Source organism: Streptomyces sp. NBC_00390 (genome assembly GCF_036057275.1).
Classification (GTDB): Bacteria; Actinomycetota; Actinomycetes; order Streptomycetales; family Streptomycetaceae; genus Streptomyces.
Map to the genome: position 1 here is coordinate 7,586,025 of NZ_CP107945.1, position 12,396 is coordinate 7,598,420.

Here is a 12,396-nt window from a genome sequence, read left to right on the forward strand (position 1 = left end):
GTCTGAGGCTCGCGGTCGTCACCGTCCGGGGGTGAAGACCAGCTGCCGGTCGGCGGGCGAGTAGCCGCTGAGGGTGACGGTCGGACCGTGCGTGGGCACGGAGGGGTCGGGGAAGTCGGCCGGGATCGGGCGCTTTCCGTCGGAGCGCCGGTCCACGGTCGCGAACGGCAGCGGGAACGGTGCGGTCGTCTCGATCAGGTGCTGGTAGAACGGCAGCCAGCGCGACTGGTCGAAGGTGACGGCGCCGATCACGCGCCCCTGGTATCCGTACACCCCGGTGAACCTGCGCTCCGCGAGTGAACCCTGGGCGACGAGAATCTCCTCTCCCAGGGACGGAACACCGACCGACTTGATGTTCACCCCGAACTGGGAGGACCAGAAGGCCGGCACCCACATGTGCGGGCGGCGGTCCGAACCGGCGCTGACCATGTTGTGCGCCGCGATCTCTGCCTGCGAGACGGCGTTGCCCCAGTGTTCCAGGGACAGGAACTGGTAGCCGAACAGCGGGTGCGGAGACCTCGCCACATCACCGGCGACGAAGATGTCGTCGGTCACGATGCCCCGGATGTCGAAGGCGCGGCATCCGGCGTCGCACGCGATGCCGCGGGGGCCGGCACCCAGCCCCGATCCGGCCAGCCATTCGGTGTTGCGGGTCGCGCCGAGCGAGACGACCACGATGTCCGCCTCGACCTCGGCCCCGTCGGACAGGTGGGCGGAGCGCACGCGCCCCGTGGAGTCACCCTCCAGCGAGGTGACCATGACACCGCAGCGCAGGTCCACGCCTTGCTCGCGCTGCATCTGGGCGGCCACGTCGCCGACCACACCGCCGAGGGCACCGACCAGGGGCGCGGCGCCGCGCTCCGCGACGGTGACCTCGATTCCCTGCTCCCGGCAGGCGGAGGCGATCTCCGAGCCGGTGAAGCCGGCGCCGATGACGAGCACCCGGCGTGGTCCCTGCTTGAGCCGGCTGTGCAGCCGTGCCGCGTCGTCGCAGGTGCGCAGGACGAAGACGCCGTCGAGCTCCGCCTCCCGCTCGTTCGGCCACGGCCGGGCCCGCACACCGGTCGCGATCAGCAGCCGGTCGTACGGCACCTCGTCGCCGTCGGCGAGTTTCACCCGCCCTGCCGCCATGTCGAGGCCGGTGGCGGCGACCCCGAGGCGCCACTTGGCGTCCGGGTCCCGGCGCCGGGGAAGCGTGGTGCGGTCCGAGGTCGCCTTGCCCAGCAGGACCTGCTTGGACAGCGGCGGCCGGTCGTACGGCTCGTACGGCTCGTCGCCGATCACCGTGAGGGAGCCGGCGAAGCCCTCCTCCCGCAGCGTCTCGGCGGCCCTCAGGCCTGCCAGTGAGGCGCCGACGATCACGATCCGCCCCTCGCGCCTCAGCCATTCCAGCTGGCGGTCGCCGTTCACGGGGCCATCCCCTCAACCGACGCGGCGGCAGCGCCCACCGTCTCGTCCAGGCCCTCCACGAGAATGGCCTGGACGGGGCAGGCGGCGACTGCGCGCCTCACGTGTTCCCGCTGCGTGTCGTCGGCATGCGGGTTGTACAGCAGCGCCTCGTCGCCGTGCATGGCGAAGACGTCGGGTGCGAGGAAGGCGCACTGTGCGTACCCCTGGCACCGGTTGAGATCGACGACAAGCCTCATCACGGGGCCGCCTTTCCAGTAGTCCCCTGCAGTCCCCTGCCCCAGAGTGCGAGTGCTCCGGCGCATCCGCGAGCACAGACGGGCCAGAAGAGTCATCCGCCCGTCACGCCGCTGGAACGGCTGGTCATGACGGGACGGCAGGTGCCGGCCGCCGGCGGAAACTGGCCACCAGGATGAAGACACTGACAATCAGCGCCCAGAGGGGGAAGACCAGCTCGGACCAGGCGACGTTGTCCGTCACGAAGAGCAGTGTCAGGGCGACCAGATAGCCCAGGAGGGAAAGCCAGCGGGGAAAGACTCCGAGCCGGTGCCCGATGGAGGAGGCCGAGAAGGTGAACACCGCGGCCATGCGCATCGAGTAGGTCGTCAGAAGGCTGTAGGCGAAGTGCTGGCCGAAGGACCGCAGTTCCGCCTTGGGACCGGCCCCGGACCCCTCGGCCGTCACCAGCAGGCTGCCGGCTGCTGCCGCGGCTCCGAACAGGGTCGCCACGAACAGCAGTCCGCTGCCCAGGAAGACAGTTGCGAGGAACTGGTCCTCGGCCTCCCCGATGCGGGCGCGCACCGCGCCCATGAACCACAGGAAGAAAATGCCCGCGAACGGGACGAGGTCGAGCGCTGTCTGGACCGCGCGCCGACGCGAGGGATCGGTGAGCCAGCCGTTTTCCACGTCACTCTCCCCGTCGGGCAGGGCCAGGCGCATCAGAACGATGGCGCCACCGAGCAACAGGGCGAAGAGGATCCCTACCAGTCCCGCGGCGCGTGGGGTACGCAGCACCTGATGTGTCCGCTCCATGGCCGTCGTTCGCTCCTCTCCCGCTCCGTGCGTCACCCGGGGTTCCCGCACAAGCCTGTTCCGGCCCCGAGCGCGACCGCGCCGGGCACGTGTCTTCGGGCACCGCTTCCGCCGGGCGGGCCACAGGCCGGACGCTCCGCTGCTGCCTCGCACCGACCCTCGGTGGACGACTAGGACCAGGAAGCACCCGGGCACGCGGCCGCGCCACCCGGGTCACGCGGGAGGGGGACGTGGGCCGGCCGGAGGCCGGGTGACGGTGGCGGGGGTCTTCAAAGGCCTGCAAGGGGCCGGCGGACCCGTTGTGGCGGCTGTCCGAGTGTCATCGCGAGGACGGCCCGGTCGTCCTCCTCGGACTCGGCCGCCCAGTCCGCCGTATCGGTCCGTACGAATGACACGACGTCCTCGGGCGCCCGCGCGCCGGTGCTCCCGAAACGCTCGCTGAGCCGTTCGAGGACCGGATAGAACACGCCGTCCGCGTTGCGTGCCTCGCTCGTCCGTGTGCACCACGAGCACCTCGCCCGGTTCCAGCGCGTGCATGGTGGTCCGTGCGGCGCCGTCGGACAGTTCACCGAGGCCCAGTGGCGGTCGTCCTGCCGGCCGAACCGTCGCTGTTCGGGCCGGCCGACCGCATCCGGATCGCGTTCGCGCGCCGCGAGCAGGGCGTGCTCGGGGCCGTTCCGTCGCCGAAGCGCCCGGGGAGGTGGATCCTGAAATCAGGACCGCGCCGCGTCGGCGCACCGCCTTCGCGCGCGGGCAAGGAGGTGTGCCATGACAAGGTCGGAGGAGTGGAAGATCGACGTGTTCCTTTCGGAGGAGGAGGGCACGACAAAGGCGCGGGCCGTACTGGACACCGGGGCCACGAAGCTCACCGGGAGCGGCACCGCCCACTGCAACCCGCAGGACGTCGACGTTCCCAAGATCGGTGACGAGCTCGCCGCGAGCCGCGCGATGACCAATCTCGGGCGGCGGCTGATGAGCATGGCGGACCGGGATCTGGAGGACATGGGCGGGGGAGCCGAGAGTGTGAAACAGACCTCGGTACAGACGGGACCCTGATGGGACGCGACCCAAGCCCACGGGTACGAGGAGGCCGGTATGGCCGTACGTAGCGACACGACAGCGATGTGTGGCCACTCCACCGCGCTGATGCGGCCGTGAGCGGAGCCGCCGCACGCCTGTCGCGAGACGTGGCGGCCGTCGTCCTCGACACCGACGGCGTGATCACGGACTCTGCGCGGGCGCACGCCGCCGCCTGGAAGACGGCCTTCGGCGCGGCGCTGCGCGCGTACCCGCCCGATGACGCCGATGCCAGGCGCCCGTTCGACATCCAGAACGACCACCTGCGCTTCGTCGACGCCGGATCGCGGCTGGACGGTGCCGCCTCGTTCCTCGACTCGCGCGATCTGGCGCCGCACGCGCTGCGCGAGTGCGGCGCGTGCAGCGTCGACCTCGCCGAACTCCCCACCGAAGGGCCCGGGGACTGACCATGCCCAAATGGATATGGACCCACGAGGGGTACGACCCCGGCCAGGAGCGGCTGCGCGAGGCGCTGTGCACCCTCGGCAACGGCTACTTCGCCACCCGCGGAGCGGCGCCCGAGTGCACCGCCGACACCATCCACTACCCCGGCACGTATGCCGCCGGCTGCTACAACCGCCTCATCTCCACCGTCGCCGGCCGGCAGGTCGAGAACGAGGACATGGTCAACCTGCCCAATTGGCTGCCCCTGCGCTTCCGCATGGACGGCGGCGAGGACGAACCCTGGTTCACACCGGACAGCACTGCTTTGCGCGACCACAGCCTGAGGCTGGACCTGCAGGCCGGCACGCTGCAGCGCACCCTGCGCTACGTGGCCGAGGACGGCCGCGAGCTCTCCGTCCGGCAACTGCGTCTGGTCCATATGGCGGACCCGCATCTGGCCCTACTGCGCACCGAGTTCACCGCCGAGGGCTGGGACGGCGAGATCGAGGTGGAGGCCGCCATCGACGGAGCGGTCACCAACAGCGGTGTGGCGCGCTATCAGCAGCTCAACGGGCGCCACCTGATCCACGTCAGCGCCGGGGACGCGGCCTCCGACACGGTCTGGCTGCGCTGCCGTACCACCACGTCCGACATCCGGATCGGCATGGCGGCCCGCACCACGGTCGACGACCCCGAGGCGCAGCCCCAGCCGGCCCACGAGCCCCTGCGGGCCGTCCAGATCCTGCGGCTGCCGCTCGCCTCCGGACAGCCCCGCACAGTCGACAAGACCGTGGCCCTGCACACCTCACGCGACGCCGCCATCAGTGACCCCATGCACGCGGCGGTCGACCGCGTCCTGCGTGCACAGGGGTTCGAGGATCTCCTCCAGTCCCACCGCGCGGCCTGGCGCCAGCTGTGGCGCAGGGCGGAGCTGGAGGTGCCGGGGGAGGCCGGGCGCATCCTGCGGCTGCATCTCTTCCATGTCCTGCAAACGCTCTCCCCCCACACCGCTGACCTCGACGCGGGCGTGCCGGCCCGGGGACTGCACGGCGAGGCCTACCGGGGCCACATCTTCTGGGACGAGCTGTTCATACTGCCCTACCTCAACCTGCACTTCCCCGAGGTCTCCCGGGCTCTGCTCCACTACCGGTACCGACGGCTCGAAATGGCCTGCAGACTGGCCCGGGACGCCGGACACCAGGGGGCCTGCTATCCCTGGCAGAGCGGCAGCGACGGCCGCGAGGAGACCCAGCAGCTGCACCTCAACCCCCGCTCCGGACGCTGGCTCCCCGACCACTCCCGGCTTCAGCACCACGTGGGGTCGGCCATCGCCTACAACGTCTGGCAGTACTGCGAGGCCAGCGGCGACGAGGACTTCCTGCACACGGCCGGTGCCGAGATGCTCACCCAGATCGGCCGGTTCTGGGCCGACATCGCCACCTACGACGAGGATCTGGGGCGCTACCGGATCCGGGGCGTCGTCGGACCCGACGAGTACCACGAGGCATACCCCGACGCCTGGGAACCAGGACTCGACGACAACGCCTACACGAACGTCACCGCGGCCTGGGTGCTCGCCCGCGCTCTCGACGTGGTGCGCGACCTCCCCGAACCGCGACGCGGCGAACTGTTCGAGCGCACCGGGCTCGACACCGGTGAGCTGACGCGCTGGGAGGAGGTCTCCCACAGGCTGGTGGTGCCCTTCCACGCGGGCGTCATCAGCCAGTTCGACGGCTTCGGGAACCTCGCCGAACTGGACTGGGACACCTACCGGGCCCGTTACGGCGACATCCGCCGCCTCGACCGCATCCTGGAGGCGGAGGGCGACACGGTCAACCGCTACCAGGCCTCGAAGCAGGCCGACGTGCTGATGCTCGGCTACCTCTTCTCACCCGCCGAACTGGCCGGGTTGTTCGCCAGGCTCGGCTATGAACTCGACGACGAGACCTGGAGAAGAACGGTCGACTACTACCTGCAGCGCACCAGCCACGGATCGACACTCAGCGGTCTGGTCCACGGCTGGGTGCTGGCCCGGGTGCGTCGCGAGGACGCCTGGACATACGTCCGCGAAGCGCTGGAGGGCGACATCGCCGACCTTCAGGGCGGCACGACGGGGGAGGGATTGCACCTGGGCGCCATGGCGGGCACCCTCGACCTCGTCCAGCGGGGACTGACCGGGCTGGAGACCCGCAACGGGGCGCTGTGGCTGGACCCGGTCCCGTCGCCGCAGCTGTCGGAGTACGGGTTCTCCATCCGCTACCACGGGCACTGGGGCGTACAGGTCCGCATGCGGCCGGGGGAGCTGCAGATCGGGGTGCCGGACTCGGGCCGGTCCTCGATCGAGGTACGGCTCCACGGCAAGTCGGTGTCCGTCGAGCCGGGCGAGTCGACTCTGCTGACGCTGCCCGGCGAGTGATCCGCGGACCGGCGACGCGGCAGGTCGAAGGCCCACCCCCGGCATGTCGCGCCTCCGCGCCCGCGCCAGGAACTGACTGCCGTACGCCTGACGATCACGCAGTGTCACCGTCGCATTGGCGCCTTGATGGCCCGGGGTGTTCCATGGGGGTCGAGTGGTGAGCTCTCGCAGCCGGCGGGCGGCGTCACCGCTCCCGTCCCCCTGAACCCAGCCGGGATGCCCCGACAGCCGGACGCTGATGGTCATGGACAACAGAACGACTTCGGTCGGGTCCGCGGAGCGGGCGTCGAGCGCAGAGGTGTTCGGTTCCCCCTGCTGGGTGAGTCTGATGGCTCGCGACCTGGCCGCCGCCCAGGACTTCTACGGTGCCGTGCTCGGCTGGAAGTTCCGCAGAGGCAGGCTGGGCGAGCAGTTCCGCGTCGCAACCGTGGACGGCATGCCTGTGGCCGGCATCGGCGCGATGGCCCCCACCCTCTCGGTCGCGATGGCCTGGACCCCGTACTTCGCCGTCACCGACGCCGACGAGACCGCCGCACGGATCCGGGAACGCAGCGGCACGGTCGCGGTCGGCCCGCTGAACCTCTCCATGGGCCGGGGTGCCCTCGCCGCCGACCGGGACGGCGCGGTCTTCGGGATCTGGGAGGGCGAGCTGATGCGGGACTGGCCCGGCTGGCGCGACCGGGCACCCGCGTGGATCCATCTGCTCGCCCGCGACGCGTTCGAGTCCGCGATCTTCTACGGCCAGGTGCTCGACTGGGCCTGCGACCGGCCCGGGTGCTGCGAGGTCACCTACGAGGAGGGAACGGTCGTGCTGCACCGGCTGGGCCAGGTGCTTGCCCGGCTCACTTCCGGCGCCGACCCCACCGCGGAGAGTCCGCTGCTGCATCCGCGCTGGCACGTCCACTTCGCCGTCCCCGATCTGGACGCCACGGTCCTGGCCGCACGGCAGCTCGGTGGCACGATCCTGGGGGAGCGGTCCACGATTCAGGGCGCCGAGGCGACGCTGCGTGACCCCGACGGCGCCATGTTCACCGTCAGCAGCCACGAGTCGGGCGCCCTGGCCCGCATGCCGGACCACCGGGGCTTGTGACCGGCGTCGGCGGAGACCGATACCGCTGCCAGGAGGCATTCCCGTGGGCGGGGCGGCCGCGGGGTCCATGACGGTGCTGCCGACCTGCCGACCCGCCGCCTTGCCGTCCTGCCTGTCCTGGCCGGAGAGGCCGTCGCCGATCACCCGACACGGCGGCCGACGAGTGGCGCGGTGGCCTCGCCGCTGCCTTTGCGTACCCCGCTCAGGAACTCCTCCATCGCCTCGGTGGCCGTCCGCAGCGGCCGCCAGTCCAGCTCGTCCCGTGCGCGGGCGCTGTCCATCAGCGGCAGCCGCAGCACCGCGTCGAACAGCTGTGGGGACGCCGGGACCAGACGCAGGCCCCAGGCGGCCGACAGCGCCGTGTGCACGGCTCGCCGGGGCACCCGGACCACCCTGGCCCCCAGGAGCTCGCCGAGCGTGTGCGCGTCGAGCACGGGATCGGCCGCCAGGTTGAACGCGCCGCGGGTGTCGAGCACAACCGCCTGGAGGTAGGCGCGAGCCGCATCGTCCGTATGCAGTGCCTGGAACCGCAGACCCTCGAGGCCGGGTACGAAGGGCACCAGCGCCGGTCTGATGAGCGGGCCGGGCAGGAAGCGCCCGGCGAAGATCCTGCGCTGCTCGCTCGCGGCCGTCTCCTTGAACAGGAACGCGGGACGCATGCGTACCACCCGGATCTGCGGGTGGTCCCGTTCGTACGTGTCGAGAACCCTCTCCAGATACGCCTTCTCGCGGCAGTAGGCGGCCCCCGGCCAGCCGTGCGTGGGCCAGGACTCGCTGACGCCCCGGCCGGTCTTCGGCCCGGGAGCGTAGGCACCGACGGACGAGGCGTGCACCAGGACCGGAACGCGAGCGGCGGCGACCGCCTCGAAGAGCCTCAGCGAGCCGATCACATTGGTCTGCCAGGTGACCGCCGGGTCATGAGTCGGCTGGAACTGCCAGGCGAGATGGATCACGGCGTCGGCGCCGTCCACGAGCCGGCCCAGTTCGAACGCGTCGTCGCCGCGTGACAGATCGACCACTGCCCACGTCACCTTGGCGACATCCAGATCCGGAACCCTGCGCGAGAGCCCCAGCACGGATCCGACCCGGGGATCGTCCGCAAGCGCTCGCACCACGCTGGTGCCGGCATTTCCGGTGGCTCCGGTGACCACCACCCGCAGACCCGCTTTTTCGCTCATCGCTGACTCCGTGCGGTTGCCGTTGATGTGAAGGCCGGGTCCCCGGCCCCACCGGGAACGAAACAGCGCTCGCGTAAAACGCCGGGGAAGATCGCCCCCTCCACCCGAGTGGTTGCGGACAGTGACCACTCGTGTGGCGGGCCGGGGCTTCCCGGAACACAATGAGGGACCGGACGGGATCATGGTCCGCCGTGCCAGGGGGGTCGCAGACACCGGGAGTACACATGATGCTGATGCCCGACGCCAGCGTGGTCACCAGGCTGATCGCCCGTTACCGGGCACAGGAGCACCGCGTGCTGACCGCCCCGCACGACGAACCCGCGCGCAGGCGTTTCGAGGACACCGCCTACACGCTGTGCATCCTCATGTGCGAGCGCACCGCCCGGGAGGCGGTTCTCGCGGCCGAACGGTATGTGGGCCGTCGTGTGCGGCCCACGGCACGGGCGACGGTACGGTCCGCCGTCCTGCCGGTGCGCGACAGCGCACCGACCGGCGGTTGCTGACCGGCGGCCGTACACCGCCGGCCCCCAGCCGTACGAGGAGGGGCGTGCCGCCCCTGCGCGGGAAGGAGCGAGGTGCGCACGGCGTTGCGAGAACCTGTGGCCGACCTCGTCAGCCGGGCCAAGGAACCGGCCGTCGTCCAGACCGTTCGCTCGACGGCGGCGGCCACGATCTCCTATGCCGTCGCCCTGCAGCTCAGCAGTGAACCGGCCCCGCTCACCGCGCCGTTGACGGCCCTTCTCGTCGTCCAGGTCACCCTGTACTCCACGCTCACGACCGGTATCCGCCGGGTCAACTCCGTGGTCGTCGGAGTGATCATCGCCATCGCCTTCAGCGCGCTCGTGGGACTCAGCTGGTGGAGCCTCGGGCTGGTCATCCTCGCCTCCTTGGTCGTGGGGAGGCTGGTGAGGGTCGACGAGTTCGTCCCGGAGGTGGCGATCAGCGCCATGCTCGTGCTCGGCGTGACCCAGGTGGCGGACACGGCTTGGGACCGGGTGCTGGAGACGCTGATCGGCGCCGTGGTCGGGCTCCTGTTCAATGTGCTGTTCGTACCGCCCGTCTGGGTGGAGGCCGCCGGCGAGTCGATCGAGGACCTCGGCCGCCGCATGCGGCAACTGCTGTTGCACATCGGCGAGGAACTGAGCAGCGAGACGCCGGTCGAGCGGGCCGCGGCCCGGCTTCACGAGGCACGGCGGCTCGACAACGAGATCGCCGACGTCGACGCCGCGCTGCGGCAGGCGGAGGACAGCCTGCGGCTCAACCCCCGGGTGAAGGAAGGCCTTCTGTACCGCATCGTGCTGCGTACCGGCCTCGACACCCTGGAGATCTGCATGGTCGTGGTGCGCGTGCTCGCCCGCACCATCACCGACCTGGCGAAGGCCCGCCGGGACGAGGAACTCTTCCCGCACGAGATCGGACTCGCCCTCGAGGAGCTGCTGAAGCATGTCGCCGACACACTGGTGAGCTTCGCCGTCCTGGTGACGACCCAGGCGAGTGAGAGCGCCGACGCCGCGGAGGTGCGGCTGGCGGGCGAGCTCATGGCGGCGCGCGCCGCCCGCGACCGGGCGGCGGAGCTGCTCCTGCAGGACATCCAGCGGCTCCCCCGCGAGTGGCAGCTGCAGGGCGCGCTGCTCACCGAGATCGACCGGATCCTCGACGAGCTGGACATGGACCACCGCACCCGGCGCCTGATGGAGGAACTCGACCGCCGCACCCGGGAGCGCAGAGCGCGCCGGCGTCAGCTGTCGGCGCTTCACGAGCGGGCGTTCGGCAGGCGCCCGTGACATGCGGCCGGGGGCGGACCGGGGAGCCGGGCCGCGTCCGCTACGCGGCGTCGCGCATCACCTCGGTGCGCAGCTGATCGCAGCAGCGGCTGATCAGACGGGAGACATGCATCTGGGAGATTCCCAGGGTCTCGGCGATGCTGCTCTGCGTCATGTCGCGGAAGAAACGCATGTACAGGATGTCCTGCTCCCGTTCCGGCAGCCTGCGCAGCCCGGGCTTGACCGCCTCGCGGTCGACGAGCACCTCGATGGCGGGGTCGGCCTCGCCGAGGGTGTCGCCGAGCGAGTAGCCGTCGTCGGCCCCGGGCACCTCGGCGTCCAGGGACAGCGCGGTGAACGTCTCCAGCGCCTCGAGCCCCACCCGCGCGTCCTCCTCGCTGAGCCCCGCCGATTCCGCGATCTCGGCGACGGTGGGGGCACGGCCGGGGATGGTCGTGGTGAGTTCCTGGCGCGCGGTGCGGACACGGTTGCGCAGGTCCTGGGTCCGGCGCGGCACATGAAGGGCCCAGAGGTGGTCGCGGAAGTGGCGCTTGACCTCGCCGACGACCGTGGGTACGGCGAAGCTCTCGAACGCGCCGCGGGAGGGGTCGTAGCGGTCGACGGCCTTGACCAGCCCGAGGGCGGCGACCTGCTGGAGGTCCTCCAGGGACTCGCCGCGGTTGCGGAACCGGGCCGCGAGTCGCCGCGCCATGGGCAGCCACGCCGCGACCACCTCCTGGCGCAGCCGCTGCCGCTCGGGGCCGTCAGGGATCGCGGCCATCCTCCGGAAAGCGGCCGAGGTGTCAGGAGCGTCGTCGTGCGGGTGCTTGGCGGACACGGACGTGTGCAAAGACGTGCGCATGATGTCGCGGCTCCCCGAAATGGTGTCGGTGCCGGTGAAGGACGAGTTTCACCGGGGATACGGACGGGCCAGGAAAGCGCTCGCCGGGGAGTTCCCGCTCCCATGGGCGTGCCTCCTGTCCGAAGCACATGACGCGGCTGCCCGGAGCCCCGGTCGAGAAACATCCGGGGGCGGAGGAATTGGTGCGCCCGCTGCGGGTACCCACCACGCGGCCGGGCGTGTCGGCAGTGGTGGCCGGAACGGCCCGGACGGGCAATAGTCGAGAGCCGGCACGCGTGCCGGTGCGAACGGCGAGGAGGCAGAAGCCGATGGTCCCGGAAGCCATGAGCCGGCCGGGGGGAGACGCCGCCGATGGAGAGCGGTTCGATGTGGAGACGAGACAGCATGCGGGGACGGTCGTGCTCGAACTGAGCGGCGAACTCGACCACGACACGGCCGAGCCCCTGCGTGAGGCTCTGGCGCGGCAGGTGCGGGGCGGAGCCGAACGGGTCGTGGTCGACTGCAGCAGGCTCGGGTTCTGTGATTCGACCGGTCTGAACGTCCTGCTGCAGGCACGGCTGGCCGCAAAGGAATCGGGCGGTCGCATCGAACTGGCGGGCCTGCGCCCCCCGGTGGCGCGTATGTTCGACATCACCGGAGCGCGTGCCGTCTTCCGGGTGTACGACGGCGTGTCCGAGGCCCTGGCCGACGGGCCACGGAGTTAGCGGAGGAGGCCGATGAGCGGGATCCTCCGCGGGCACGGTCAGACGCGGCGTCTTGCCCTGTACGGCACGAAGGGGGCGGTCAGCCGTTGCCGCGATTTCACCCACGAAGCCCTGGACGACTGGGGCTGGACGAAGTCCGGTGACGAGGACGCCGTCGTCGAGGACGTGCTGCTGCTCGTGTCCGAGGTGGTCACCAACGCGTGTCTGCACGCGGGAGGCCCGCAGGAGCTGACGCTGAACCAGTCCGGCGGACGCCTGCGCATCGAGGTGGCCGATGCCAGTCCCGAGCCGCCGAGGCACCGCCCCCCGAGAGCCCTCTCGCAGCCGGGCGGGCACGGACTGATCATCATGGACCGGCTGGCCCGCACCTGGGGGTCCGAGCCGCGGGGGACGGGCAAGGTGGTATGGCTGGAGGTGCCCGTACCTGAGGGCAGGGTCTGAGCCGTACGTGAGCCGACTGCGCACTCCCGACTGCGCACTGTG

13 protein-coding genes and 1 pseudogene are annotated in these 12,396 nt (G+C 71.0%); 8 read left to right on the top strand and 6 right to left on the bottom strand.

Going from position 1 to position 12,396, the window contains the following annotated elements; genetic code table 11:
- Positions 1 to 18 precede the first annotated feature (18 nt).
- The 4 genes from OHS70_RS33715 to OHS70_RS33730 form a co-directional block, all read right to left on the bottom strand.
- Positions 19 to 1,410 (bottom strand): NAD(P)/FAD-dependent oxidoreductase, encoded by a 1,392-nt coding sequence (locus tag OHS70_RS33715; RefSeq protein ID WP_328403823.1) that lies wholly within the window; start codon positions 1,408 to 1,410, stop codon positions 19 to 21.
- Positions 1,407 to 1,646: a ferredoxin gene (locus OHS70_RS33720; protein ID WP_328403825.1), complete on the bottom strand. Its 240-nt coding sequence runs from the start codon at positions 1,644 to 1,646 to the stop codon at positions 1,407 to 1,409. The genes OHS70_RS33715 and OHS70_RS33720 overlap by 4 nt, the downstream gene beginning before the upstream one ends.
- Positions 1,647 to 1,770: 124 nt before the next feature.
- The gene (locus OHS70_RS33725) at positions 1,771 to 2,439 is read right to left on the bottom strand and encodes a hypothetical protein (RefSeq protein ID WP_328403827.1); all 669 of its coding nucleotides are present in this window, start codon (positions 2,437 to 2,439) and stop codon (positions 1,771 to 1,773) included.
- A 269-nt stretch (positions 2,440 to 2,708) separates the two neighbouring features.
- Positions 2,709 to 2,906, bottom strand: coding sequence for a hypothetical protein (locus OHS70_RS33730; RefSeq protein WP_328403829.1), 198 nt, complete (start codon positions 2,904 to 2,906; stop codon positions 2,709 to 2,711).
- 301 nt (positions 2,907 to 3,207) lie between these two features.
- On the opposite strand from OHS70_RS33730, the gene OHS70_RS33735 reads away from it, so the two are divergent.
- From OHS70_RS33735 to OHS70_RS33750, 4 genes and pseudogenes are all read left to right on the top strand, one after another.
- Entirely contained in the window at positions 3,208 to 3,495 is a 288-nt protein-coding gene (locus OHS70_RS33735; protein WP_328403831.1) for a DUF1876 domain-containing protein, read from the top strand.
- 119 nt (positions 3,496 to 3,614) lie between these two features.
- Positions 3,615 to 3,875 (top strand): annotated as a pseudogene (locus OHS70_RS33740) (hydrolase); the annotation flags it as partial.
- Between the two features lie 50 nt (positions 3,876 to 3,925).
- The gene (locus tag OHS70_RS33745; RefSeq protein ID WP_328403833.1) at positions 3,926 to 6,316 is read left to right on the top strand and encodes a glycoside hydrolase family 65 protein; all 2,391 of its coding nucleotides are present in this window, start codon (positions 3,926 to 3,928) and stop codon (positions 6,314 to 6,316) included.
- Between the two features lie 244 nt (positions 6,317 to 6,560).
- The gene (locus OHS70_RS33750; RefSeq protein ID WP_328403835.1) at positions 6,561 to 7,406 is read left to right on the top strand and encodes a VOC family protein; all 846 of its coding nucleotides are present in this window, start codon (positions 6,561 to 6,563) and stop codon (positions 7,404 to 7,406) included.
- A gap of 140 nt (positions 7,407 to 7,546) precedes the next feature.
- Here OHS70_RS33750 and OHS70_RS33755 read toward each other — a convergent pair whose 3' ends face one another.
- Positions 7,547 to 8,584, bottom strand: a complete 1,038-nt coding sequence (locus OHS70_RS33755) for an NAD-dependent epimerase/dehydratase family protein (protein ID WP_328403837.1) — start codon at positions 8,582 to 8,584, stop codon at positions 7,547 to 7,549.
- Between the two features lie 233 nt (positions 8,585 to 8,817).
- Here OHS70_RS33755 and OHS70_RS33760 point away from each other — a divergent pair, with 233 nt between their 5' ends.
- Together OHS70_RS33760 and OHS70_RS33765 are read left to right on the top strand one after the other, a co-directional pair.
- On the top strand, positions 8,818 to 9,087 hold the full coding sequence (locus tag OHS70_RS33760; RefSeq protein WP_328403839.1) for a DUF5133 domain-containing protein: 270 nt from the start codon (positions 8,818 to 8,820) through the stop codon (positions 9,085 to 9,087).
- Between the two features lie 72 nt (positions 9,088 to 9,159).
- Positions 9,160 to 10,368 (top strand): FUSC family protein, encoded by a 1,209-nt coding sequence (locus tag OHS70_RS33765; protein ID WP_328403841.1) that lies wholly within the window; start codon positions 9,160 to 9,162, stop codon positions 10,366 to 10,368.
- 40 nt (positions 10,369 to 10,408) lie between these two features.
- On the opposite strand, the gene OHS70_RS33770 is transcribed toward OHS70_RS33765, so the two are convergent.
- Positions 10,409 to 11,209, bottom strand: a complete 801-nt coding sequence (locus tag OHS70_RS33770; RefSeq protein ID WP_328403843.1) for a SigB/SigF/SigG family RNA polymerase sigma factor — start codon at positions 11,207 to 11,209, stop codon at positions 10,409 to 10,411.
- 308 nt (positions 11,210 to 11,517) lie between these two features.
- On the opposite strand from OHS70_RS33770, the gene OHS70_RS33775 reads away from it, so the two are divergent.
- Together OHS70_RS33775 and OHS70_RS33780 are read left to right on the top strand one after the other, a co-directional pair.
- The gene (locus OHS70_RS33775; RefSeq protein WP_443062695.1) at positions 11,518 to 11,913 is read left to right on the top strand and encodes an STAS domain-containing protein; all 396 of its coding nucleotides are present in this window, start codon (positions 11,518 to 11,520) and stop codon (positions 11,911 to 11,913) included.
- A 12-nt stretch (positions 11,914 to 11,925) separates the two neighbouring features.
- Positions 11,926 to 12,354, top strand: coding sequence for an ATP-binding protein (locus OHS70_RS33780; RefSeq protein ID WP_328403845.1), 429 nt, complete (start codon positions 11,926 to 11,928; stop codon positions 12,352 to 12,354).
- Positions 12,355 to 12,396 lie beyond the last annotated feature (42 nt).